Source organism: Serratia sp. C2(1) (assembly GCF_036352655.1).
In the GTDB taxonomy this organism is placed as follows: domain Bacteria; phylum Pseudomonadota; class Gammaproteobacteria; order Enterobacterales; family Enterobacteriaceae; genus Serratia; species Serratia inhibens.
The window spans coordinates 59,080-83,813 of sequence record NZ_JAZFBA010000002.1 but is presented as its reverse complement, the minus strand read 5'-3'; the positions used below and the strand labels follow the sequence as shown (position 1 = coordinate 83,813).

General features: G+C 56.4%; 24 protein-coding genes and 1 pseudogene. 9 read left to right on the top strand and 16 right to left on the bottom strand.

Going from position 1 to position 24,734, the window contains the following annotated elements; all coding sequences use genetic code 11:
• Position 1: 1 nt before the first annotated feature.
• Positions 2–3,820 (bottom strand): autotransporter assembly complex protein TamB, encoded by a 3,819-nt coding sequence (tamB, locus tag V2S86_RS15920; RefSeq protein ID WP_330763263.1) that lies wholly within the window; start codon positions 3,818–3,820, stop codon positions 2–4.
• Complete coding sequence (gene tamA / locus V2S86_RS15915; RefSeq protein ID WP_330763262.1) at positions 3,817–5,553, bottom strand: autotransporter assembly complex protein TamA; 1,737 nt, start codon at positions 5,551–5,553, stop codon at positions 3,817–3,819. The genes tamB and tamA overlap by 4 nt, the downstream gene beginning before the upstream one ends.
• A 287-nt stretch (positions 5,554–5,840) precedes the next feature.
• On the opposite strand from tamA, the gene msrA reads away from it, so the two are divergent.
• Together msrA and V2S86_RS15905 are read left to right on the top strand one after the other, a co-directional pair.
• Positions 5,841–6,482, top strand: a complete 642-nt coding sequence (msrA, locus tag V2S86_RS15910) for a peptide-methionine (S)-S-oxide reductase MsrA (protein ID WP_442996144.1) — start codon at positions 5,841–5,843, stop codon at positions 6,480–6,482.
• 187 nt (positions 6,483–6,669) lie between these two features.
• Positions 6,670–8,001 carry a hemolysin family protein gene (locus V2S86_RS15905; RefSeq protein WP_006317481.1) on the top strand — a complete coding sequence of 444 codons (1,332 nt, stop codon included), beginning with the start codon at positions 6,670–6,672 and terminating at the stop codon, positions 7,999–8,001.
• Between the two features lie 136 nt (positions 8,002–8,137).
• On the opposite strand, the gene V2S86_RS15900 is transcribed toward V2S86_RS15905, so the two are convergent.
• Positions 8,138–8,344, bottom strand: a complete 207-nt coding sequence (locus tag V2S86_RS15900; protein WP_004952776.1) for a DUF1107 domain-containing protein — start codon at positions 8,342–8,344, stop codon at positions 8,138–8,140.
• Positions 8,345–8,669: 325 nt separating this feature from the next.
• Between V2S86_RS15900 and V2S86_RS15895 the strand changes: the two genes are divergently transcribed.
• Complete coding sequence (locus tag V2S86_RS15895) at positions 8,670–9,224, top strand: YtfJ family protein (protein WP_330763261.1); 555 nt, start codon at positions 8,670–8,672, stop codon at positions 9,222–9,224.
• Between the two features lies 1 nt (position 9,225).
• Here V2S86_RS15895 and cysQ read toward each other — a convergent pair whose 3' ends face one another.
• Positions 9,226–9,966 carry a 3'(2'),5'-bisphosphate nucleotidase CysQ gene (gene cysQ / locus V2S86_RS15890; protein ID WP_006317479.1) on the bottom strand — a complete coding sequence of 247 codons (741 nt, stop codon included), beginning with the start codon at positions 9,964–9,966 and terminating at the stop codon, positions 9,226–9,228.
• 256 nt (positions 9,967–10,222) lie between these two features.
• Here cysQ and V2S86_RS15885 point away from each other — a divergent pair, with 256 nt between their 5' ends.
• Positions 10,223–12,175 (top strand): bifunctional 2',3'-cyclic-nucleotide 2'-phosphodiesterase/3'-nucleotidase, encoded by a 1,953-nt coding sequence (locus tag V2S86_RS15885; protein WP_330763260.1) that lies wholly within the window; start codon positions 10,223–10,225, stop codon positions 12,173–12,175.
• 48 nt (positions 12,176–12,223) lie between these two features.
• A pseudogene (locus V2S86_RS15880) lies at positions 12,224–12,559 on the top strand (hemerythrin domain-containing protein); the annotation flags it as partial.
• A 43-nt stretch (positions 12,560–12,602) separates the two neighbouring features.
• On the opposite strand, the gene fklB reads toward V2S86_RS15880, so the two are convergent.
• Positions 12,603–13,223: an FKBP-type peptidyl-prolyl cis-trans isomerase gene (gene fklB, locus V2S86_RS15875; RefSeq protein WP_006317468.1), complete on the bottom strand. Its 621-nt coding sequence runs from the start codon at positions 13,221–13,223 to the stop codon at positions 12,603–12,605.
• Positions 13,224–13,511: 288 nt separating this feature from the next.
• On the opposite strand from fklB, the gene V2S86_RS15870 reads away from it, so the two are divergent.
• Positions 13,512–14,180 (top strand): OapA family protein, encoded by a 669-nt coding sequence (locus V2S86_RS15870; RefSeq protein ID WP_330763259.1) that lies wholly within the window; start codon positions 13,512–13,514, stop codon positions 14,178–14,180.
• Here the strand turns inward: V2S86_RS15870 and V2S86_RS15865 are convergent.
• The 5 genes from V2S86_RS15865 to rpsF all read right to left on the bottom strand — a co-directional run bounded on the left by V2S86_RS15865 (position 14,177) and on the right by rpsF (position 16,094).
• Positions 14,177–14,536 (bottom strand): DUF488 domain-containing protein, encoded by a 360-nt coding sequence (locus V2S86_RS15865; RefSeq protein WP_330763258.1) that lies wholly within the window; start codon positions 14,534–14,536, stop codon positions 14,177–14,179. The two genes, V2S86_RS15870 and V2S86_RS15865, sit on opposite strands and share 4 nt — an antisense overlap.
• Before the next feature lie 109 nt (positions 14,537–14,645).
• Positions 14,646–15,098 (bottom strand): 50S ribosomal protein L9, encoded by a 453-nt coding sequence (rplI, locus tag V2S86_RS15860; protein ID WP_006317461.1) that lies wholly within the window; start codon positions 15,096–15,098, stop codon positions 14,646–14,648.
• Between the two features lie 39 nt (positions 15,099–15,137).
• Complete coding sequence (gene rpsR / locus V2S86_RS15855) at positions 15,138–15,365, bottom strand: 30S ribosomal protein S18 (protein WP_002210155.1); 228 nt, start codon at positions 15,363–15,365, stop codon at positions 15,138–15,140.
• A 4-nt stretch (positions 15,366–15,369) separates the two neighbouring features.
• Positions 15,370–15,687 carry a primosomal replication protein N gene (gene priB / locus V2S86_RS15850; protein ID WP_212558276.1) on the bottom strand — a complete coding sequence of 106 codons (318 nt, stop codon included), beginning with the start codon at positions 15,685–15,687 and terminating at the stop codon, positions 15,370–15,372.
• 8 nt (positions 15,688–15,695) lie between these two features.
• Positions 15,696–16,094, bottom strand: coding sequence for a 30S ribosomal protein S6 (gene rpsF, locus V2S86_RS15845; RefSeq protein ID WP_006317459.1), 399 nt, complete (start codon positions 16,092–16,094; stop codon positions 15,696–15,698).
• A gap of 457 nt (positions 16,095–16,551) precedes the next feature.
• On the opposite strand from rpsF, the gene V2S86_RS15840 reads away from it, so the two are divergent.
• On the top strand, positions 16,552–16,818 hold the full coding sequence (locus tag V2S86_RS15840) for a DUF1471 domain-containing protein (protein ID WP_004952740.1): 267 nt from the start codon (positions 16,552–16,554) through the stop codon (positions 16,816–16,818).
• A gap of 111 nt (positions 16,819–16,929) precedes the next feature.
• Here V2S86_RS15840 and yjfP read toward each other — a convergent pair whose 3' ends face one another.
• Positions 16,930–17,682: an esterase gene (yjfP, locus tag V2S86_RS15835; RefSeq protein WP_330763257.1), complete on the bottom strand. Its 753-nt coding sequence runs from the start codon at positions 17,680–17,682 to the stop codon at positions 16,930–16,932.
• Positions 17,683–17,807: 125 nt separating this feature from the next.
• Here yjfP and bsmA point away from each other — a divergent pair, with 125 nt between their 5' ends.
• Entirely contained in the window at positions 17,808–18,116 is a 309-nt protein-coding gene (gene bsmA / locus V2S86_RS15830; protein ID WP_330763256.1) for a biofilm peroxide resistance protein BsmA, read from the top strand.
• Positions 18,117–18,228: 112 nt separating this feature from the next.
• Positions 18,229–18,504, top strand: coding sequence for a DUF1471 domain-containing protein (locus V2S86_RS15825; protein ID WP_330763255.1), 276 nt, complete (start codon positions 18,229–18,231; stop codon positions 18,502–18,504).
• On the opposite strand, the gene V2S86_RS15820 is transcribed toward V2S86_RS15825, so the two are convergent.
• From V2S86_RS15820 to nsrR, 5 genes are all read right to left on the bottom strand, one after another.
• Complete coding sequence (locus tag V2S86_RS15820) at positions 18,501–18,899, bottom strand: DUF350 domain-containing protein (RefSeq protein WP_006317453.1); 399 nt, start codon at positions 18,897–18,899, stop codon at positions 18,501–18,503. The two genes, V2S86_RS15825 and V2S86_RS15820, sit on opposite strands and share 4 nt — an antisense overlap.
• A gap of 87 nt (positions 18,900–18,986) precedes the next feature.
• Complete coding sequence (locus V2S86_RS15815; RefSeq protein WP_330763254.1) at positions 18,987–20,615, bottom strand: isovaleryl-CoA dehydrogenase; 1,629 nt, start codon at positions 20,613–20,615, stop codon at positions 18,987–18,989.
• 116 nt (positions 20,616–20,731) lie between these two features.
• On the bottom strand, positions 20,732–21,463 hold the full coding sequence (gene rlmB, locus V2S86_RS15810) for a 23S rRNA (guanosine(2251)-2'-O)-methyltransferase RlmB (protein ID WP_006317451.1): 732 nt from the start codon (positions 21,461–21,463) through the stop codon (positions 20,732–20,734).
• 59 nt (positions 21,464–21,522) lie between these two features.
• Positions 21,523–24,018, bottom strand: coding sequence for a ribonuclease R (gene rnr, locus V2S86_RS15805; protein ID WP_330763253.1), 2,496 nt, complete (start codon positions 24,016–24,018; stop codon positions 21,523–21,525).
• Positions 24,019–24,077: 59 nt separating this feature from the next.
• Positions 24,078–24,503, bottom strand: a complete 426-nt coding sequence (gene nsrR / locus V2S86_RS15800) for a nitric oxide-sensing transcriptional repressor NsrR (protein ID WP_004952720.1) — start codon at positions 24,501–24,503, stop codon at positions 24,078–24,080.
• Between the last annotated feature and the right edge of the window lie 231 nt (positions 24,504–24,734).

Here is a 24,734-nt window from a genome sequence, read left to right as displayed (position 1 = left end):
GCTAAAACTCAAACTGATAGAGCAAATCTAATGCCTGTTCGATACCAGACACCGCTTCAAGATACAACTTAGGCATCAGGCGGTAACGCAACGTCAGCGTGGCCAGCGAGTCGAAAATGCCCACCCCATATTTTACTTGTAAGCCAGGGAGAACATAGCCGCTCACGACAACCTGGGAGCTGTCGCCAACCCCCTGAGTGTCCAGGGCCAAATTACTTACGCCAAACGCCTCGCCGATTTTACCCACAAGTTGACCACTTTGTGCAACCCCCATCCCAATTAACATTGAGGTCATTGCGTTGCCGTCGGCGCCGGAACTGCTCAACCCTTGCCCACGCAGCAGGTAAGACAAGGCTTCCTGCTGCGATTTAGCCGGGTCGGAGAACACTTCCAGCTTCGGCGCATCCGCCAGCCCGGTGACGCGAACCCCGGCGGTGACGCCGTCTTCGGTCGAGTCCGGATTACGGATCGCCTCAAGGTTAAGCAACGGCTGATCCGGTGGCCCCGAGAACATCAGTTGCCCCTTGCGGACAATCAGATCCTGACCATAAGCATGGAAGCGACCGGAAGGGATGTCAATCTGGCCGTTCAGGCCCAGACCTTTCTTGTCCTGCACCACTTTCAAGTCACCCTTCAACCTGGCCTTCAGGCCAAAGGCATCCAGACGTACGTCGTTGCCGACGTGGATCATCAGATTACTGTTGATTGGGATCCCGGCGGTTTTCGGCTGAATGGGTTTCAGCTGATTATCCAGCATCACTTCGTCGGAAGACACGCCCACTGCGCTTTCCGGCAGTTCCTGCACCGTTATGCGCGCCCAGGGGATATTGACTGAGCCGTTGAGCGAGAACAGCTGCGGTGTCGCTTCAAAGACCAGATCGGGCGAAACGTCGATGCGGATCATCGGCGGCACCGTCACCCGCAACTTGTCTCCCTTGGCGGCGATACGGGCGCGCCAGGCGTTAATATCGCGCCAGTCGGCGTCACCGGACAGGTTCAACTGCCCGCGGGTCGTGCCGATCAGCCCCTCCAGCGTCGAGGTCATGCCATCGAAGTTAACCACCAACCGGCCGTCAGTCATGTCAAACGGCATCCAGTGACCATCAATATCCACTTTATCCAACGCTAACCGACCATAAACCAGCGGTTTTTGCGCGCTGCCGCCCAGACGCAGGTTGGCGTTCAACAAGCCCGCCGCTTTTTCCCCCTGCATCAGCGCCGGGTTAATCATCGCCAGCGAGATATTGGTGATATTGACATTACCGCTGATAGTGCGGCGCACCTGCGGATCGGTGACCTGAATGTTGCCGTTAAACTGGCCATTATTGTTCAGCTTGATCAACCAGTCCGCCTGAGCGCGGCCGTTGGTCAGCCCAGCGTTGAGATTCAGCGTATCGAAGGCAATCGGCAGCGCATTGCCCTGCACCTGCTGCACCACTTTCACCCCGTTGCCCACCAGCGAGACTTTCGCATCAGGCAACGCGCCACCCGGTTTCCAGCTAACATCAGCCCGGCCGGAGAACACGCCGCTCAGAGCCGTTTCCGGCCCCAGGAAAGGTTTCACCATCGCCAGATCAAAGCGGTTCAGCACTACGCTGGCCTGGCCGCTCTGGCCGGCCTCAATGGTTTTCGGCACGCACAGTTCGGCATTCGGGTTCTGCCAGCAGTGCGGCCCGATACTGATTTTCTGTGCGGTATTCAGGTAGTCCAGCGCAATGGCTCGCGTTAACCGCCATTCGCCCACTGGCGTATCGAAACGGGTATTGTTCAGGTTGCCGCGCCAGCGCTGCTGCTGGCGATCGAAACTGCCCTGCAGCGCCAGTTGGCCGGATACCGGCTTGCCGTCGATTTTCAGTTGTAGCTGATGCTGTTTTTCGCTGCCTTTGGCATCCAGCGTCAGCAGGTTGATCTCCAGAGCATCCTGCTTCAGTTGTTCAACCCGTACCGCCAGTTGGCCCTGTATCTGATCGCTGGAACGCACGTCACCGTCAATTTTAACCCGATTAATGCGCAACGCCTGCCACTGCAGGCCGGAAGCGGTCAAATCGGCCAGCAACTGAGGCGCCTGCAGGTTGCCGCGCAGTTTAAGCAGACCTTTCGCCGTCCCCCCCAGCCCCGGCAGCGCGCCGTCCAGGCGCGGCGCGTCGATGTTCGCATCCAGATTCCAACTTTTCTCGTCCAGTTGGCCTTTGACGTTCAGTTGGTTACGCCCCAGCGTCAGATCGATGCCGGGAATTTTCCACTGCCCGGCAGCGTTGCCGCTGAGCGAGCCGCGCGCGGTGACTTTATTTTGCTTCACGTTGCCGTCGAGCTGCAGCACCGGCACCTGCAATTGCCAGCTGCCACCGTGCAGGCTGCCGCGAGTGGTGATCTTGCCGTCCAACTTCGCCGGCCATTCCGGCCATTGTTTGGCGGTGTTAATACCGCTTAGCATCAGCTGTGAATTCCAGCTGATGGCCTTGCTCCAGTCCACCAGCGCGGTCAAATCGGCGTTGCCCTGCAAGGCGGCCAGCCGCAGGCGATCCAGTTTGAACTGTTCGACGTTGCCTTTGCCATCCAGCGTCAGCACCGCCGGCGGCAGATCCTGGCCTTTGATGTTGGCGCGCGTCGACAGCGCATAGTCGGTCGCCTTGCCGTTGAAGCGCAGGCGGAAATCGTTGATTTGGTATTGCGCCTCGCCGCTCAGCGGCCATTTCAGCTGTTTGCTTTGCAGCGTCAGTGCCAACGGCAAACCGGCCTCGGCCAGTTGAGTTTGCATATCCAACTGCGCGCCGACCGGCCCGGACAGATTGAGCGCCACTTTCAACTCTTCACGCAACCCGCCGCCGACGTTCAGTTTGACCTTCTCGCCCTTCAGCGGCTCAATATTCAGCGTGCCGTTCGCCACCATCTCCACCGGCCAGTTGCCGGTCAGCGTCGCCTGCCCTTGGGCGGACAGCGTGCCCTGCGGCGATTTCACATCAAAATTGTCCAGCTGGATATGCTGGTCCTTGGTGCTGGCCTGCAGCAGCAGGTTGGTGATCAATACCTCGGTGTCCCCCGTCAGCCGCAGCTGTTCACCGCTGATTTCCTTGACGGTGATATCCAGCGGCAGGCGAATGTCCGGCAGATCCGGCAGCAGCGGTTTGGCGAACAGTTCTTTCAAGGTTTCGCCCAGTGGCTTCTCTTCCGGCTGGGGCGCAGGCTTGGCAGCCTCTTCGACTTTTTCGCCGACCTTTTTCGCCACCTCAACGACCGGCTGCACGGCTTCCGGCAATGGGTTTTGCGGCGTTTTCGGCAAGGCTATCAGCAGCGAGCTGATTTTAGTCGGCAACAGGGTCAGCGCGCGCTCTTGCCACTGTGCACCGGTGCGGAACTCGCCCAGTGAAATCGCCGTGTCGTCGACGCTGACCTTGACGTTGTTCAGCGCCAGCATGCGCAAGGTAATCGGGTACGGCGTGCTCAGATTCGTGGTCGGCTCGCCGGTCTCTTCCACCGGTGCCGACGGCGTCATTTCTTTGGTTTTCACCACCACGTCCACGTCCTGCGCAGTCAGGGCGTTAACGCACAGCGAACTGCGTTTAAAGCACGACAAATCCAGCGACAGGTGGAACTGCCCGGCATTCACCGTCACGCCCGGCATCTGGTATTTCACGCCCTTTAGCGTCAAATCGCGCCAACCGCCGCTGACGCCGGCAATATCCAGCCCCGGAACCCAACGCGCAGCGCCGTTGATAACCGTATGCAGGCCGCTGGTGGTGCCGAGCAAATAAGCCAACCCGCCAATCAGCAGCAACAAGACGATCAGGAATCCCAGACAAATCTTTTTAATCAGGCTCATAATTCAGGCCCCAAACCAATATAGAACTGCACCCCGTGGGTCTCTTTATCCCCAACCGGAGCGGCGATATCCAGCTTCACCGGACCGACCGGCGACTGCCAGCGCACGCCGAAGCCGGCGCCGGTTTTAACGTTGCTTTGCTTGATATCGTTCACCGCTTCGCCGGAATCCACAAACACCGCGCCCCACCATTTGCCTGTCACGTTGTATTGGTATTCCAGCGAGCCGGTCAGCATTTTAGAGGCGCCGGTCAGCTTGCCGTCATCGTCACGGGGTGAAATGCCTTTGTATTTGTAGCCGCGAATGCTGCGATCGCCACCGGCGAAGAAACGCAGATCCGGCGGCACTTTTTCAAAGTTATTGGTTTCGATCCAGCCCACCTGCCCGCGCGCAACAAAGCGGTGTTTGTCGGCCAGGGTACGTATCCAGACGTTTTGCGCCTGTATCAGCGCAAAGTCGACGCCGGACCCCCAGGTGGTGTCGGAAACGTCGAGAGAATAACGCTGGCTGTCGCCCCAGGTCGGCATCAGACCGCCGCGCGAGCGGGTACGGTTAACGCTGACGCCGGGGTACAGCAGCATGGTGGTGTCGGTGACCGTACCCTGGGTAAAGTGGTCCAGACGCCAGGTCAGGTTCAAGGCCCGTTGCCAGCCGCTGGAGAGATCCCAATTGCGGGAAACCACCGCTTTTGACGTAACGGACTTGGTGTCGTTGAGATCGACGTTCTTGAAGCCGCCCTGCAACAGGTAGTACTGCTCCAATGGGTTCTTCAACAGCGGGATTTTATAGGTCAGATCAAGCTGCTGTTCCGGTGCGGAAATACTGGCGCTGGTTTCCAGGCTATGGCCGCGATCGTTGAGCCAGGGTTTTTTCCAGGTGCCTTTTACCCGGGGGCCGACGTCGGTGGCATAACCGACCCCGGTTTCGATGGTATTGCGGGTGCGCGGCGTAACCAGCGCATCTAACGGCAAAATCTTGTTCTCTTTGGCATCTTGGAAATCAGGGGACACCACCACCGAGTTAAACCAGTTGGTGGCGGACAAACGACGGTTCAGTTCGGCCAACTCTTCCGAACTGTAATAATCCCCCTGATGAAAGGGCACCAGATTTTGCAGATAGTCTTCACGGATTTGCGAACCTTCAAACGTCACCTTGCCGAAGCGATAGCGCTGCCCGCTGTTGAAGTCGATGTCCCAATAAGCCTTATGCAATTCCTCCGCCACGCCCAGTTGGCTCTTGGTCATATCGGCATCGAAATAGCCTTTGCGCAGCGCCATGCCGGTCAGCGAACCTTTGAAGTCGTCGTATTTGCCGTGATTGAGGATCTCGCCTATCGTCGGCCGGCCCTTTTTGACCAGTTCCAGATAGTCTTCGTCGGTTTTCGCGCCACCTTCCAGTTGAATATCGGCACCGGCAATGCGCACCGGCTCGCCCGGATTCACCTTGGCATGCAGCACGGGACGCGCCAGCCCCGGGCGGTCATCCAGCGTAAAATCGATGGTGGGTTGATAATAACCCAGCGCGCGCAGCCCCTGACGGACGGCTTCATCCACGCGTGCGCGGAACCGCCCATCGGTGCCGACTTCTTCCGGCGTGATGGAAGACAACCGCACACGGACATTTTTTTCAAGTTCCCCGCTAAGTCCTTCAACCTGCAGCCGCACATTCGCAGAAAACGCCGCAGGCGTCGCGAGCAGCGCACAAAAAAAGCACAGGGCACGGTATCGTGGCACGCGTTCTCCTTAATTTATTTTACTTTCCTGTCATAACATCGCTCTCTGGTGCCAGGGCAGACTCCGCGCTATCAGGACGGCAGCCCTCTTCAGCGTTATTCCAGACGCCGCGTGTTACCGTTTACTGTCGCCGTAAACAGGCGCATTCTTCGCTTTTGGCGCTCAAAATACTGCGTTAAGCTGACACTTAATCTCAATATGCAGCTTATTGTGGGCAAAGTTTCGGTTAGATACAACCGAACCGCTGCGTCTTGGGCCAATTCTTACTGTGACAACAGGAGTCAACCGTGGTGCCATTTTTTGATAAAACCCAAACCGTCGACAAGGCGAACGCACTGCCTGGCCGCACGACGCCGATGCCGGTTGCGACGCTCAATGTGGTCACCGATCATTCGATGACCCACGTCCCGGACGGCATGGAGGTAGCGATCTTCGCCATGGGCTGTTTCTGGGGTGTTGAGCGCCTGTTCTGGCAACAACCGGGCGTCTACAGCACCGCCGCTGGCTACAGCGGCGGCTACACGCCAAATCCGACCTACCGCGAAGTATGCAGCGGCCAGACCGGCCACACCGAAGTGGTGCGCGTAGTGTTTGACCCGAAAATCGTCAGCTATAAGCAACTGCTGCAGGTGTTCTGGGAAAACCACGATCCGGCGCAAGGCATGCGTCAGGGCGGTGACGTCGGCACCCAGTATCGTTCGGCGATTTACACGCTGACGCCGGAACAGCAGACCGAAGCCGAAAGTAGCCGGCAACGTTTCCAACAGGCGATGGATCAAGCCGGTGACAAACGCGCCATCACCACCGAAGTGACGCCGGCACTGCCGTTCTACTATGCCGAAGACGACCATCAGCAATATCTGTATAAAAATCCTGAAGGCTATTGCGGGCTGGGCGGGATCGGCGTTTGTCTGCCGCCGCAGGGCTAAGCTACTATTTTTTAACCGCTGGCGGCCCCTGTGGGGCTACTGCTATACTGTGCGGGGTCGCATTTGCGGCCCCGCTTTTTGATAAAGCTCTGGCGGGCGCGATATGCGACCCCCGACAATTCTTTTTTTACAATGTACTACCCTTCCTCAAGAGCGCCGTCATCCCGTCGGCACGTATGGATAGATTATGTTAAACAGTATCTTACTGATTCTTTTTCTGATCGCCGTGAGTGCGTTTTTCTCACTGTCGGAAATTTCTCTGGCCGCATCACGCAAGATTAAACTGAAAATGATGGCTGACGAAGGTAACGTCAATGCCGCCAAAGTGCTCAAACTGCAGGAAACGCCAGGCCTGTATTTTACCGTAGTGCAAATTGGCCTGAACGCCGTGGCCATTCTCGGCGGTATCGTTGGCGATGCAGCCTTTTCCCCTACTTTCAAACTGCTGTTCGACCGCTTTTTGTCACCCGAACTGGCGGAGCAGGTTAGCTTCATCTGTTCGTTCGTGCTGGTGACCAGCCTGTTTATTCTGTTCGCGGATTTGACCCCGAAGCGCATCGGTATGATTGCACCAGAGACGTTCGCCGTCCGGATCATCAACCCGATGCGTTTCTCAATCATGCTGTTCCGGCCGCTGGTATGGTTCTTCAACGGCATGGCAAACCTGATCTTCCGCCTGTTCAAGCTGCCGATGGTGCGTAAAGACGACATCACCTCCGACGACATTTATGCGGTGGTGGAAGCCGGCGCCCTGGCGGGCGTGCTGCGTAAACAGGAACATGAGCTGATCGAAAACGTGTTCGAGCTGGAATCACGCACCGTGCCCTCTTCGATGACCTCGCGTGAAAGCGTGGTTTACTTCGATCTGCGCGAGAGCGAAGAAAGTATCATCGAGAAGGTGTCGACCCACCCACACTCCAAGTTCCTGGTGTGCGACGGCAATATCGATCAGGTGGTCGGCTACGTCGACTCCAAAGACCTGCTGAACCGCGTGCTGGGCAACCAGAGCCTGGTGTTGAGCAGTGGCGTACAAATCCGTGCGGCGCTGATCGTACCGGATACCCTGACGTTGTCCGAAGCGCTGGAAAGCTTTAAAACCGCCGGTGAGGACTTTGCCGTTATTCTTAATGAGTATGCGTTGGTGGTAGGCATCATTACGCTGAATGACGTAATGACCACGCTGATGGGCGATCTGGTGGGCCAGGGCCAGGAAGAGCAGATCGTGGCGCGTGACGAAAGCTCATGGCTGATTGAGGGCGGCACGCCGATCGAAGACGTAATGCGCGTTCTGCATATTGATGAGTTCCCGCAGGCGGGTAACTATGAAACCATTGGCGGCTTTATGATGTACATGCTGCGCAAGATCCCGAAACGCACCGACTTCGTTAAGTACGCCGGCTATAAATTTGAAGTCGTGGACATCGACAGCTACAAGATTGATCAGTTGCTGGTGACCCGATTGAGCGACAAACCTGCGGCGGTACCGCCAAAAGCGCCGGGAGACAACTCCCCAGCCTGACCCTTGCCGGCAAAAACGTCAGCGGCCCCATCGGGGCCGCGATTATTGGAGCTTTTGCAGGTACGCAAAATTTACCCTGTAAATTTCAAATTGCAGATAACAGCGCTGCGGCTTGAAATAAGGCGGGTATAGCGCATTAACCCATCTCTGATTGCAGCAACAACACCTGCCGGTTCACCTCTGACATCACACTGAAGTGGCGCCTGTCACGAATTTTCGGTATCAGGATTTTCCCTTCGTCGAACTCGAACGCGCCTACATCTTTGATATACAGCCGGCCACGAAACAGGGTCTTTACGTACTTCGCCACTTTCAATGGGTTATAACGCTGGAAGATTCTCATTCTTTTGCTCTCCTCCGTTTGGTCCATGCGCTCAGCGAGCCGCCAAGGTGGCAGCCTCTAAAGTAAGAACGCAACTTGATTGCCATGTAGTAGACCTAGTAAAGACCATATCGTTCACTTCTGCCTGGTCATCTTCACTGGATTTACACTTTTTGACAGAATTGTATATGATAATATATAACTTTTTCAGTATATCCCTTCAAAGTAAAGGTATTAGCACTCAGAAGGAAAAACTGCGATCCGGCTAACAGGACAGACCTCCGATCACCACCTATGCTTTAGGCTGTTGGGTGCTGTCGGCACCGTCCCCTTCCAAGGAGAAGGCATGAAAAAAAGTAGCATGCTCATTGTATCCCTGCTGTTTGCTCCCCTTTTGGCCTCCGCACACAATTTCCAGCTCCAGCAGCGCGTCGCGCCGGTCGGCGTCAGCGATAAAGGAGAGTTAAATTACGCTAATGATAAGTTTAGCTATAAAAACTGGAATAGCGCGCAGCTCAGTGGGAAAGTGCGAGTGATCCAGCATATTGCCGGCCGCAGCTCCGCCAAGGACATGAACGGCCCACTGATAGAAGCGATTAAAAAAGCTAAGCTACCGCACGAACGTTACCAAACGACGACAATCGTAAATACCGACGATGCCCTGCTCGGTACCGCGATGTTTGTTCGCAACAGCATTGAAGACAGCAAGAAAGAGTTTCCGTGGTCGCAATTTGTCGTCGACAGCAACGGTAACGTTCGCAAAGCTTGGGATCTGCAGCCGAAAGGGTCGGCCATTGTGGTGCTGGATAAACAGGGCAAGATCCAATTCGCCAAAGATGGCGCTTTGACGCCGGAAGAGGTGCAGCAGGTCATGACCCAACTGCACCAGCTCCTGAACTGATTCAGAACAGCGAAACCCGGAAGCCGGGGTTGAGGAAGGATTCACGCGGCGTATAAAGCAACGGCTGGCCCCGCCAATCGTGGATCTGCGCCCCGGCAGCCACCGCGACGGCATGGCCGGCGGCGGTGTCCCAGATATTGGTCGGCCCGAAACGCGGATAGAGCTGCGCCTTACCTTCCGCCACCAGACAGAACTTCAGCGATGATCCGACAGAAATAGTCTGATGCTCGCCCAGTTGGCTCAGGTAATCCTTCAATTCTTCATCGCTGTGGGAGCGGCTCACCACCACCAGCGGCGGATGGGCATTGCTGACGCCAATCGCCTGGCGCTGCCCCTTCTCTTCTTTCCAGGCTTTACCGCGCTCGGCCAGATACAACACGTCGATCGCCGGGGCATAAACCACGCCCATCACTGCCTGGCCGTCTTCAATCAGCGCGATATTCACCGTAAACTCGCCATTGCGATTGAGGAATTCCTTGGTGCCATCCAAGGGATCGACCAGCCAATAACGCGTCCAGTTCTGACGTACCTCCCAGGCTGGCGGATCTTCCTCCGACAGCAGCGGCACGTCCGGCGTTAACGCCGCCAGCCCGCGTTTGATAATATGATGCGCCGCCAGATCGGCCGCCGTCACCGGTGAATCATCTTTTTTCTGCGCCACATCAAGCGGTTGTTCACCGTCATATACCGCCATGATTGCCGCCCCCGCTTCGCGGGACAGTTGGCAAATTTGCTCTAACATCATTCACCTCAGATATGCAGTTCCGTGGGTCATTTCCCCTTCCTCATTGCTAGCAGCCTAGTTTTTTTTGCATGGAATATCCATCACAACGGTTTAACCATCGGTATTTACTCAAGTCTTTACCGTCACAACTGTGACATTTCCTGCGTAACCACGGCCAATTTTCTGCCACACTTCACAGTTTGGTGAGACAACCAATGTTAATTACATGTCCCTCTGCGATAAAACTCGAAAAATGGAATGGAGAAAGCCAAAAATGATGAAGCGTCCGCTGACGTTGTCCGCCCTCGCTATGCTGGTTTGCGCCTCGACGCAGGCGGCAACGGTCGATCTGCGCGTACTGGAAACCACCGACCTGCACAGCAACATGATGGACTTCGATTACTACAAGGATAAACCGACCGATAAATTCGGCCTGGTGCGTACCGCAAGCCTGATCCAACAGGCTCGCCAGCAGGCCACCAATGCGGTGCTGGTGGACAACGGCGATATTATTCAGGGCAGCCCATTGGGCGACTACATGGCAGCCAAGGGGCTGAAGCCCGGCGACGTACACCCGGTATACAAAGCGATGAATACGCTGAATTACGTGGTCGGCAATATCGGCAACCATGAATTCAATTACGGCCTGGATTACCTGAAAAACGCCATTGCCGGCGCCAAATTCCCGTATATCAACGCCAACGTGATCGACGCTAAAACTCAAAAGCCGCTATTCACGCCTTATATTATCGTCGATACACCGGTAAAAGACCGTGACGGCAAGGAACATACTTTACGCATCGGCTATATCGGCTTCGTTCCCCCGCAAATTCTGGTGTGGGATAAAGCCAATCTGCAGGGCAAGGTGACGGTTAACGATATTACCGAAACCGCCAAACGCTACGTACCTGAAATGCGCAAACAGGGCGCCGACCTGGTGGTGGCAATCCCGCACTCCGGTCTCTCCAGCGAACCTTATAAGGCCATGGCGGAGAACTCGGTGTACTACCTCAGCCAGGTGCCGGGCATTGACGCCATCATGTTCGGCCATGCTCATGCGGTATTCCCGAGCAAGGACTTCGCCGCCATCAAAGGCGCAGATATTGAAAAAGGCCTGTTGAATGGCATACCGGCGGTCATGCCGGGCCAATGGGGCGATCACCTCGGCGTGGTCGACCTGCAGTTGAGCAACGACTCCGGCAGTTGGAAAGTGGCCTCCGCCAAAGCGGAAGCACGGCCGATCTACGACAAAGAGCACAAGAAATCGCTGGCGACGGAAGACGCGGCGCTGGTGAAGGTGCTGGCAGAGGATCATAAAGGCACGCGTGACTTCGTCAGCCAGCCGGTCGGCAAGTCTGACGACAATATGTACAGCTACCTGGCGCTGGTGCAGGACGATCCGACGGTGCAGATCGTCAACAATGCGCAGAAGGCCTATGTTGAGCACTACATTCAAGGCGATCCGGATCTGGCGGATCTGCCGGTGCTGTCAGCCGCAGCGCCGTTCAAGGTCGGCGGGCGCAAAAACGACCCGGCCAGCTTCGTTGAAGTGGAAAAAGGCCAGCTGACCTTCCGCAACGCTTCCGATCTCTATCTCTACCCCAATACGCTGGTGGTGGTGAAAGCCAGTGGCAAAGAGGTGAAGGAATGGCTGGAATGTTCGGCCGGGCAGTTCAATCAGATCGACGTCGCCAGCAGCAAGCCGCAAGGCCTGATTAACTGGGATGGCTTCCGCACCTATAACTTCGATGTCATTGACGGCGTGAATTATCAGATCGACGTCAGCCAGCCGGCGCGCTACGACGGCGAATGCCAGTTGATCAACGACAAAGCGGAGCGCATCAAGCAGCTGACGTTCAAGGGTAAGCCGATCGATCCGAACGCCACTTTCCTGGTTGCCACCAATAACTACCGCGCTTACGGCGGCAAGTTTGCCGGCACCGGCGATAAACACATCGCCTTCGCGTCGCCGGACGAGAACCGTTCGGTGCTGGCGGCGTATATCGGTGCCGAAACTAAAAAACACGGTGCGGTACGGCCGCAGGTGGATAATAACTGGCGCCTGGCGACATTCAGTAGTACACAGCCGCTGGATATCCGCTTCGAAACCTCACCCAGTGAGAAAGCCACCGCGTTTATCAACACGCATGCGCAGTACCCGATGAAGGCTGAAGGCACGGACAGCATTGGTTTTGCGGTTTATCGGATCGATTTGAGCAGTAAATAAGTGCCAGGCCGGGGGAAATGACGTCTCCCGGCCGCCTCCCCCTTTTTCTCGCTGGCGCGCGGCCTGGCTAAACAGCTGAACCTGATCCGGCTGGATTTGGAAAACCATATGATGAAAGAAGAACAGATCCTGTTCCCAATGATCAAACAAGGTATGGGCCGCCAGGCCGCCGGACCGATCTCGGTGATGGAGCATGAGCATGACGAAGCGGGTGAACAGCTGGAAGTAGTGAAATTCCTCACCCATAACATGACGCCGCCGGAAGGGGCATGCAATACCTGGCAGGCGCTGTATGGCGGCATCGACGAGTTTATCGACGACCTGATGGAACATATCAACCTGGAGAACAACCTGCTGTTCCCACGCGTACTGAGCGCTGCATAAAACAAGGGCGCCATTAAGGCGCCCAGGGAAACCTGTTATTGAATTACAGGATTTCCAGCAGCTCGACGTCAAACACCAGCGCGCTGAATGGCGGGATGGATGCGCCGGCACCGCGCTCGCCGTAGGCCAGATCATGCGGGATATACAACTGCCATTTGGAGCCGACCGGCATCAGGGTCAGCGCTTCGATCCAGCCAGGGATCACGCCGCTAACCGGGAATTCTGCCGGCTGGCCGCGCTCTACGGAGCTGTCGAACACGTCGCCGTTAATCAGACGACCGGTGTAATGCACGCGCACGCGATCCTGACGGGACGGGATTGGGCCATTGCCCTGCTCCAGCACGGAGAACTGCAGACCGGATTCGGTCAACGTCACTTCGTCACGCTTGGCGTTTTCTTCCAGGAACTGCTGACCTTCAACGGCCATTGCCTGCTGGCGCTCACGACGCACGGCATCCGCACGCTCGTGGATTTCACGCAGTGCACGGTGCACCACGTCTACCGGAACCGCCGGGGCATTCCCTTCCAGCGCGTCACGCAAACCTGCCAGCAAAGCTTCCGGTTGTAAACCTTCCAGACCGGACTCTTGCAACTGCTGGCCGACCTGTAAACCAATCCCGTAACTTGCTTGCGCTTCAACGCTGTCAAAAGAAGGGGTTGTCATGGGGTTTTCCTTTAGTCTGTAAAAAGTCGAAAGCGCAGCATAACAGCGCCGGAAAGCCGGGTAAAATCTTGTGTGGAGAATGATGACTTTTGTCGTAGAAAAAGAAACAATAACCTCCTGTTAACGCCCGCTCCCGCGATCCCAGGCATATCGCCTGCCGCGACAACCATTGAATCGCTGCTGCCTTTCACTTCAAACAGTTAGCGGACTATACTGAAAGCAGGAAATCGGGCCGGCGGTACACCATATTGTACTGTGGCATTTTTACGCAGTTGAAGAGAGGTCACCATGGGCAGAATCTCGCCCAGGAGAAGGAAAACCACCCGTATCTACCAGCCGTTGCTGCGCTCCTGGCTGAACTTCAGCCAACGCCTGAAACCTGGCCCCGCGCCAGAGGCGGCAGAAGATCCGGATTCAGAGCAACCGCCGGTAAACGGCAAAGGACAGGGAATCAAAGCGTTACTGCTGAGGATTTGGCACCTGCCGGACAGTTTCGGCTGGATGGAACCCTTGCCCTATTTTCATCGTCGTTGGACCCTTATCTTCGGCGCGATCCTGCTGTTGGCGCTGTTATGGCCCTACTCGTCAGACAAACAGCCATTCCCGGTCACCCAGCAAGGCAACGGCATACCGCTGCAGACCGATCAGCAAGATAACGGCCAGCAGCAGCAAGCTGCCGAACCGGAACCGGCGGGTAATTGGCAACGCTACCAGATCCAGCCAGGCCAAACACTGGCGCAGCTATTTCGTGACAACGGCCTGCCGGTGAACGAAGTCTTTGCCATGGCGCAGGTGGAAGGTAACGACAAACCGCTCAGTAATATGAAAGTGGGTCAGGAAGTGCGTATCGAACGTGATGCCAACGGCGTGATTAGCGCGCTGTCGGTCACCACCGCAGACAATACCCAAGCCCTGTTCCGCCGTCAGACCGACGGCGGTTATCGCCGCGAGCGCTAATCCGCCAATTGAGACAACAGGAAGTCACGCAGCACCACGCCCTGGTTGTGCTGTGTGTCTTTACTGCCGTACAGCAAGGTCAGGGCCTGCCCTTGCCGCAATAACGCCACCAGCGGCCGCCAGGCTTCGTTTTCCGCCAGTTGCCGACGGTAACGGCGGTCAAACTCTTCCCACAGATCGACGTGTTGATGAAACCACTGCCGCAGTGCGTTATCCGGCGCAACCTGTTTGAGCCACTGCACACCCTGCAACCGTTCCTTGCTTATCCCGCGCGGCCACAGCCGATCAATCAAATAGCAGTTCTCCGGTGCCGGGCCGGTAAAGTCATAGACGCGCTGTAAGGTAATGTCTGCCATTTGCTGCCTCTCCTCACCAAGGGTAATCGCAGGGTAGCGCGTTTTACCGGGCGCAGAAAAGCAAAACGCCAGCACGAGGCTGGCGTTTTAACTTGGCTGGCAGACGCGATTAAGCTTCTGCAACCACAACTACATTCAGCTTAGCGAACACGTCGCTGTGTACCTGGAACTCAACTTCATGTTCACCAGTGGTACGCAGAACGCCGTTCGGCAGACGAACTTCGCTCTTGGCAACTTCAACGCCTGCCGCAGTCACTGCGTCAGCGATGTCGCGGGTGCCGATAGAGCCGAACAGTTTGCCTTCGTCGCCTGATTTAGACGCGATGGTTACTGAACCCAGTTCGTTGATCTTGGTTGCGCGAGCTTCAGCAGCAGCCAGAACGTCAGCCAGTTTGGCTTCCAGTTCTGCACGACGTGCTTCGAAGAACTCTACGTTTTTCTTGGTAGCAGGAACAGCTTTGCCCTGTGGTACCAAGAAGTTACGGGCGTAGCCCGCTTTAACGTTAACCTGATCACCCAGGCTGCCCAGGTTTGCTACTTTATCAAGCAGAATAACTTGCATTACCTTATCCTCTTAAAGTCGTTAATAGACAGCGGCCGATTACTGATGACGATCAGTGTATGGCAGCAGGGACAGGTAGCGAGCACGCTTGATGCAGCGAGCCAGCTGACGCTGGTATTTTGCACGAGTACCGGTGATACGGCTCGGGACAATTTTACCACTTTCGGTAATGTAGTTTTTCAACGTTGCGATATCTTTGTAATCAATCTCAACAACGCCTTCCGCGGTGAAACGGCAGAACTTGCGACGACGGAAATAACGTGCCATTAGGCTAGTCTCCAGAATCTATCAATTCAATCTGCTCGGCATGCAGAACCAGTTTGTTCAGCCCGTTGCGCCCTTGATGGCAGCTTACGAAGCCTTGCACGGTTATCTGACTGCCGACCGTTAATCTTTGAGTTAGTGCTTGTGACTGTTGTCCGCTGACAACCACGGGCATTCGGCACCATGCTTGTCTGCTGAATCCGGCTTCTATTTGCTGCGAACGGTGCTCTAGCACAAATTGGCAGTGGGGGATCCCGGAAGGACTCACCTTTCGAACCGGCGCCTTGCACACAGTGCCCGACAAAACCAGACGATTAGAGGTCACAGCAGCAATTACTCTTCAGAATCCCCAGCATCTGCATCATCTGCGGTTTCGTTAGCGAAGTCTTCGCGGCGATCGCCACGACGTTCGTCTTTCGCTTTAACCATCGGAGATGCTTCAGTTACCGCGTGCTTAACGCGCATAACCATGCTGCGGATAACGGCGTCGTTGAAGCGGAAGTTTGTTTCCAGCTCATCGATCGCTTCCTGCGGAGCTTCAACGTTCAGCAGAACGTAGTGAGCTTTGTGCAGTTTGTTGATCGGGTAAGCCAGTTGACGGCGGCCCCAGTCTTCCAGACGGTGAATCTGACCGGCAGCGTTAGTGATGGTAGCACTGTAACGCTCGATCATGCCCGGAACCTGTTCGCTTTGGTCAGGGTGGACCATAAAAACGATTTCGTAATGACGCATCGAATTGCTCCTTACGGATTATTCAGCCTCCTGTCAGGGTCAACCGTGGCCCATGGAAGCAAGGAACGTGTATATGTGTACGGCTGAAAAAATGACGCGTAATCATACTTGCGGCGGTTGGAAAACTCAAGGAAAGCGTGGGATTTATTATCGGTAATGCGAGGCCAATTCAAAAATAGCACGATTTGCTTTCTGCAGAACCTATGTATGCAGATCCATCAGTTCCAAAAATCTTTCAATAAAATCATCATCGATGCGCAAATATTATTCATTTTTTTTGAAAGAGGCTATCAAAACCACGCACTTTTTAATCCCGCCGGAAGGTCTAAAATTGTACTTATCCGCCGCAGACAGCGCGACGAAAAAGATTAGAAGTCATTCAATGCATATAAATAACTTTTTGCTGCACTGGCACCTGCTGTCAGGCCGTTGAGGCAAACGGTTAAGAGAGGCAAATATGAAACGCATTACCATCGCTACCGCCATTGCTTTACTGTTTTCCGCCAACGTCATGGCCGCCACCGAAATCACCTCCCATGAGGCCGACCAGCGCCAGAGCGTTGGGTTCGTCACGCTAAACCAGAATGTGGTATCGCCGGATGACGCCACCAGCCAGGTGAGCAAAATCGCCGACCAGCGAGGCGCCACCGCCTACCGCATCATTGCCCTGCATGAGCCGGACAGCAACAGCACCATTCACGTCAGCGCCGAGCTGTATCGCTAAACGAAAATGCAGTACCAGGGAACGAAGCCGCGCCAACAAGCGGCAAATGAGAACAGGCGACGCTCTCGCTGAACGGTAATACCTGGCCCCCTATTATTCAGGGGGCTTTTTTTACAGCACGCGGCGGAAAAAGTCTGCGGTCGCGGACAATGCCAACGGCGTAATGCGGTGCTTGACGCCCGGTTCGGTAATAAACGTCAGTTGGCGATCCCAGCCACTCTGGCGCAGTTCGGTAGCCAGCCGCAGGCTTTCCGCCGCCGGCACCACATCGTCCGTCTCGCCGTGCCACAGCAGCAGCGGACGATCGGTAACCTTTTCCAGCTGATGCTCCAGACCGTAATCCGCCAGAACGGCGATGCGCGCCTCAAAACCAGCAGCCGTCAACAGATTGCCCTGCTCATCCAGCGGCGGAAACAGCGTCTGGGCCAACGAGGTGTAATAACCGCTCCCCATCAGACTGGCGGCCGCTTTAATCCACGGATAACGCGCGAAGCTGCCTAAAGTGGTCATGCCGCCCATTGAAGCGCCGGCCACGCCAATACGCCCATCGGCAATCAGGCCACGCTGCGCAAACTGCATTTTGAGCGCCGGTAGCTCGTCAATGTTGCGTTTGAGGATCTCCCAAAAGCTGGCCAATCGCCGCTGTTCATCACCGTCAAAGCGTTCGCCGTGCAGATCGGCATCCGGCAGCACCACGCGAAAACCCGTCCTGGCCAACGCATAGGCAAAGTAGGCGTACACTTCTTTCGACGAGGTATAACCATGGTAGAAAAATACCGTCGGCAGCGGCTGATGATACTGCCCTGCCGGCACTGCATGGATCACCGCAACATCGCCCACCCGTTCATCATGTATTTCAATCATCCGTTTTCCCTCTGCGTGCTGTTTGCCTTCATAATGGCAAACTTGAGCTAAAAGCATTAGCTCAATCTGTTCCACTTTATATTGGGTTACACTGAAGCCATGATAGCGGTTTTTCCGAGGTGCCCATGAGACTTTCCCGCCTGCTGCTCCCCCTGACGCTGGCCGTGTTGCTTTCCGCCTGCGGTATTATGACCACAACACCCAAAGCCCCGCCGCCGCCAACCGATCAGGCACAGGAGATCACCCGGGCGCAAACCTCTGAGTTGGTAAAGATAGGCACCACCAGCGCACTGGTTTACGGCAGCCCGATGGACGTGGAAGCGGAGATCAACAGGAAGGCTAACGCCAGCGGCGCACGCTATTACATGATTATCATGAACAGCGAAACCGTCGTTCCCGGCCAATGGTATTCGCAGGCGATCCTGTATCGGTAAACGGCGGCGTTTTAACCCTATTTACAATGGCTTTGCACAGACTGAAGTTGGATATTGCACACTGGCGGTCAACCTGCCGCAGCCTGCGGCCGTTCGACGAAGGGGAAACGCCATGAAACGCTCCGCCGCACTCACCGCCCTCCTGCTCTCCCTGGGGTTGCTCAACGTCAGCGCCAAATCTGCCGAACTGGCGCCCGCCGACCGTGTTACGCCGCTCAGTGAAATTGCGCAGATCACCCTGGATAATCTTTCCGGCTCGCCTCAGGACGTCGAACAGGTCATAGCCCGCAAGGCTGATGAGTACGGAGCAAGCTATTACCGCATTTTGCGGATGGAGGAACAGGCGCATCAGCCCGGCTGGCGCGCCTCGGCGATTTTTTATCTTTAATAACTCATGCAGGCCGCATTTAACACGCCGCCGCTGATCGAAACGCCCCCCAGGAAAATCCCGGCGGCCAGGTGATTGGACTCAATCTTGTCACTGATGCGCGGCATGTAAATTTTAACCGCCGCGAACAGCAACAGTTGCACCACCAACGCCACTACCCCCCACAGCAAGTAGTCCAGTAGGCTGATCGAGTTGATCGCCGCGCTGGCCAGCGGGATCACATACCCCAGGCAGGCACCGACAAATCCGAAGGCGGCAGACTGGTTGTCGGCCTTGATCAATGCCCATTCGTCATGCGGCGTAATGCGGGTATAGATAAACAAGAACACCAGAACCATGGCAAAGCCACTGAAGAAGTAAGAGGCGAATGCCGCCAACGCGCTGAGAATATCCATGTCATGTTTCCTGATCAGAGGTCAGTATCCCTTACGGGCCAAGTGCTGAATTAAAAAGCTTTTTCTGTTGCGACGCCACTGTTTTCCCTAACCGTCCATCGCTCGGGCAAACAGCATATCGCACAATCGGTCAGGCAGTATCCGTTCGCCACGGGCGTCGAGCGTCATTTGGCACCAGGCTTCCGCCAGCGGTGGTGAACTGTAGCGCAGAAGCTGCGCCGCCGCGAACAGATTGAATAATATGCTGGTGACTGCGCGCCCCTGCTCCTCCTGGGGTTTACGCATCAGCTGGCTCAGCCGTCGCCACTGGTGGTCAAAATGGCGATTCTGCCCTTTAACTTCGCCAAATTCACGTTCCAGAGCTTCCTGTACAGCCGGCAATCGCCCCCAGGCCCGCATCACGTCCAGGCACATAATGTTGCCGGAACCTTCCCAGATGCTGTTCACCGGCATTTCACGATACAACCGCGGCAGTTCGCTCTCTTCGCAGTAACCCAAGCCACCCAGTACCTCCATGGCTTCGCCCACAAAAGGGATCCCTTGTCGGCAGACTTCAAACTTCGCCGCCGGGGTCAGCACCCGACACAATGCCTGCTCAAGAGGATCGCCGGCGCCGTCATAAGCACGCGCCAGGCGCATCAGCGCCGCCGTCTGCCCCTCCAGCCGTAACGCCATTCGCCCCAAGACCTGACGCATCATCGGTTGTTCGATGAGCGTTTTGCCAAATGCCTGCCGCTGCAGGGTATGGTACAAGGCCACCGATAACGCACGCCGCATCAAGCCGTGGCTGCCCAACGCGCAGTCAAAACGCGTCAGGCCCCCCATCTTGAGGATTTGCCGTACGCCATCCCCTTCCTCGCCCAACAGCCAGGCGGTGGCATCCTGGAACTCCACCTCACTGCTGGCGTTGGAGCGGTTGCCCAGCTTATCTTTCAGCCGCTCCAGCCGTATCGCATTGCGCGTACCGTCAGGCAAAATACGCGGCAGGAAGAAGCAGGACAGCCCGCCTTCGGTCTGCGCCAGTACCAGATGCGCATCGCTCTGCGGCACCGAGAAGAACCATTTATGCCCCACCAACCGGTACGCCTCTCCAGAACCACGCACTGTTAACGGGGTGGCGGTCGTCGTGTTGCTCAACACGTCGGATCCCCCCTGCTTTTCAGTCATTCCCATGCCAATCAGCAAACCGCGCTTTTGCCCGCCGGGTGACAAATGCGCATCGTATCGATCGGAAAACAGCGGCGGTAGCCAGGATTGAAATTCTAGAGGCAGTGAGCGCTGCAGCAGAGGAATGGCGCCAAAGGTCATCGTCACCGGACATAAGGTGCCGGCCTCCACCTGCGCATGCAGCACAAAGCGGGCGGCGCGCGCCACGAACGCACCGATACGGGCATCCTCCTGCCACGGCAGGTTATGCACTCGGTTGGCAATCAGCCCTTGCATCAAAATATGCCAGGCGGGATGGAAACGAACGTCGTCCAGCCGCTGCCCGGTGGCGTCGTAACGCAGCAGTTCCGGTGGGTTGGCGTTGGCCAGTCGCCCCAGCTCCAGCGATTCCTGGGTGCCCAATTGTTGGCCCAGCGAGGCGAGTACGTCTGCGTCCCAGCCAGCCTGCTCGCGCTGTATCGCCTCGCGCAACGGCGTATCGGACAGGAACAGATTGCTGTTGCCCAGCGGCTTGGGTTGATTGAAAACGGTGTGCGTAGTCCAGACCATCGGCTTGCTCCCTGAGTAAAGCGTCAGGAGTAATTATGGTCGGTAAGGAAATTTCTGCCGAAGGTGGGATCACAAGGCGGGAGATTGGCAGGGGCGCCAGCGCCCCTGCGGGTAAATCAGCTGCGCTGGCGCACCGCTTCGAACAAACAGATACCGGTAGCGACCGAGACGTTCAGCGAAGAAACCGTCCCCGCCATCGGGATGCTGATCAGCTCATCGCAGTGTTCGCGGGTCAGACGGCGCATGCCTTCGCCTTCAGCCCCCATCACCAACGCCATCGGGCCGGTCATTTTGCTCTGGAACAGCGTATGGTCGGCTTCGCCGGCGGTGCCGACGACCCAGACGTTCATTTCCTGCAGCAAACGCAGGGTGCGCGCCAGGTTGGTGACGCGGATCAGCGGGACATTTTCCGCCGCACCACAGGCCACTTTCTTGGCGGTCGCGTTCAACTGGGCGGAACGATCGCGCGGGACGATGACCGCATGCACGCCGGCCGCATCCGCGCTGCGCAAGCAGGCACCGAGGTTGTGCGGGTCGGTCACGCCGTCCAGCACCAGCAGGAATGGCGTGTCTATGCTTTCGAGCAGGCCCGGCAAATCGTTTTCCTGATACTGACGCCCTTCGCGCACCCGGGCGATAATTCCCTGATGCACTGCGCCCTCGACTTTCTCATCCAGCCACTGGCGGTTCGCCACCTGGATAACAATGCCGGTCGCTTCCAGCTCGGCGATCAGCGGTTGCAACCGGCGATCGTCGCGCCCTTTCAGAATAAACACTTCCAGGAAGCGCTGCGGATCGTTATCTAACAGGGCCTTGACGGCATGGATGCCGTAAATAATTTCGCTCATGATGCTCTTTTAACTGTGCGGCAGGCAAATGCCTGCCGGTGATAATGACGTGCGGCAGATTAAGCCTGCTCAGCACCTTTCTTCTTGCCGGCGCGTTTGGCCTTGGTCGCCGCCGCTATTTTCCGGGTTTTGTCAGACGCTTTCTTGGCCTTGGCCTTTTTGTCTTTCTTCACCTGGTCAGCCGGTTTGGCGTCGTCTTTTTTGCGGAAGGCGCTGTCCGGCTCAAAGTTGGCCGGCGGCTTGCCACCACGACGCTTGTTGCGCTGCGATGCCGGAGCACGGCCTGCGCCGGCGCCGTCACGCAAGGTACGTTGGCCGCCGTTCTTGGCGCGGTCACGTTCGGTTTTACCTTCACCACGCGGTTTGCGGGTGCTGGAGACCAAAGCAAAATCAATCTTGCGCTCGTCCATATGCACCGCTTCAACGCGGATCTCCACCGTATCCCCCAGGCGATAAACCATGCCGGAGGATTCGCCGATCAGACGCTGGCCAATATTATCGTAGCGATAATAATCGTTATCCAGCGATGATACGTGCACCAGGCCGTCGATAAACAGATCGTTCAGACGCACGAAGAAACCGAAGCCGGTCACGCTGGCGATAATGCCGCTAAACACTTCACCGACGTGGTCCTGCATAAAGTCGCATTTCAGCCAGTCAGCTACGTTGCGCGTCGCTTCATCGGCACGGCGTTCGGCCATTGAACAGTGTTCGCCGAGCTGCAGCATCTCTTCGAACTCGCTGTGCCAGCCGCCGGTCGGCGTCCAGCGCTCTTTCGGCTGGCCGTGCTCTTTAGCCAGCAGATATTTGATCGCACGGTGCAACGCCAGGTCCGGATAACGGCGGATCGGTGACGTAAAGTGGCCGTAAGAAGCCAGCGCCAGGCCAAAGTGCCCGCGGTTTTCCGGATCGTAGATCGCCTGTTTCATCGAACGCAGCAGCATGGTTTGCAGCATTTCGCGGTCAGGACGCTCAGCCACTTCATCCATCAGGGTGGCGTAGTCCTTCGGCTGCGGTTTGTTACCGCCGCCCAGCGTCAGGCCCAGTTCACCCAGTACGCTGCGCAGTGCGGTAATATGATCGTCGCTTGGACGATCGTGCACGCGGAACAGCGCCGGTTCGTTATGTTTCTCGACAAAGCGCGCTGCGGCGACGTTCGCCATGATCATGCACTCTTCGATCAGCTTATGGGCGTCGTTGCGCACCGTTGGCTCAACGCGCTCAATACGGCGTTCGGCATTAAAGATAAACTTGGCTTCTTCGGTTTCGAAGGCGATGCCGCCACGTTCCGCGCGCGCCTGATCCAACACCTTGTACATGGCGTGCAGTTCCTGCAGGTGCTTGACCAGCGGGTGATAATGCTCACGCAGCTCCTCATCGCCCTGCAGAATATGCCAGACTTTATTGTAGGTTAAGCGAGCGTGTGAACTCATCACAGCTTCATAGAACTTGGATGTCGACAGACGCCCCTGGGCGGAGATGGTCATCTCGCACACCATACACAGGCGATCGACCTGCGGGTTCAGCGAGCACAGACCGTTGGACAGCACTTCCGGCAGCATCGGGATAACCTGCGACGGGAAGTACACCGACGTCCCGCGGTTGCGCGCTTCGTCATCCAATGCGGTGCGAGGGCGTACGTAGTAGCTGACGTCGGCAATCGCTACCCACAGGCGCCAGCCGCCGCCGCGTTTTTTCTCGCAGTAGACGGCGTCATCGAAATCGCGCGCGTCTTCGCCGTCAATCGTCACCAGCGGCAGTTGACGCAGGTCAACGCGGCCTTTCTTGGCGGCCTCCGGTACTTCTTCGCTGAGATCGGCAACCTGTTTCTCCACCTGCGGCGGCCAGACATGCGGGATCTCATGGGTACGCAGTGCGATGTCCACCGCCATGCTGGTGCCCATTTTATCGCCGAGGATCTCAACAATCTTGCCTACCGCCTTGGTACGGCGGGTCGGGCGCTGGGTCAGTTCAACCACCACCATAAAGCCCATGCGCGCACCGCTGACGGCCTCGGCGGGGATCAGGATATCAAAGCTGAGACGGCTGTCGTCCGGCACCACAAAGCCGGTTCCCGCGTCCATAAAAAAGCGGCCGACGATTTGACTGGTTTTCGGCACCAATACGCGCACGATACGCGCTTCACGACGGCCCTTACGGTCGGCCGCCATCGCCTGCGCCAGCACCACATCACCGTGGATCGCCATTTTCATCTGCTCAGCCGACAAATACAGGTCGTCTTTGCTGCCTTCAATGCGCAGGAAACCAAAACCGTCGCGGTGCCCGATAACGGTGCCGCGCAGCAGGTCCAAACGTTCCGGCAGCGCATAACACTGGCGGCGGGTAAATATCAATTGGCCGTCACGTTCCATTGCGCGCAGGCGACGGCGTAACGCTTCAAGCGCTTCTTCACCGGTTAAATCCAGCTCTTTGGCCAGCTCTTCGCGGCTGGCCGGCGTTTCTCTTTTCGCCAGATGGGCCAGAATGAATTCACGGCTCGGGATTGGGGATTCATATTTTTCTGCTTCTCGTTCCAGGAATGGATCTTGTGACATTGCGGTTCCTCCGTTGTCATAAGCAGGGTGCCGCTGAGCCTTGTCTTCTCAGCGACGCTTTATTCGACAAGCAATAGCTTGTAGAGCGGTGGATTGTCTTCGACCATATCGGCCAACGTGTGGCTATCCAGCTCTTCAAGGAAATTCTGTACGCCCTGGTGGAGCACCTGCTTCAGGCGGCAGGCAGGGGTTATGTGGCAAAAATCACTGTTGCAGTTAACCAACGAGAGCGGCTCCAGCGCTCTTACCACGTCGCCGAGGCGAATGGTTTCGGCAGGCTTGCCCAAACGGATGCCACCGTTCTTTCCGCGCACGGCGGTCACAAACCCAACCCGGCTTAACTGATTGATGATCTTCACCATATGGTTACGGGACACGCCATAGACTTCGGTAACTTCCGAAATGCTGGTCATTTTGTCCGGTGGCAGCGAGGCCATGTAGATCAACGCCCGCAGGCCATAATCAGTAAAACTTGTTAACTGCACATCTACCTCTGGGTCTCTTTTTACCCGTCTGACAAGCCGATTTTCGGCATTATTCAAAAGATTACTTATTGGATAATAAACCAGCCGGAGAGTTCGCCGCTAATTATTTAGCGTATCTCAAGCTCTGGAGCGGGTGAAAGAAAGGATTTTTTGACGTGAAACCGCAATCGGGGAGAATAATGATAAAAACAAACCGGGACATGCCCGGTTTGTTTATTGCAGAAAGCCAGA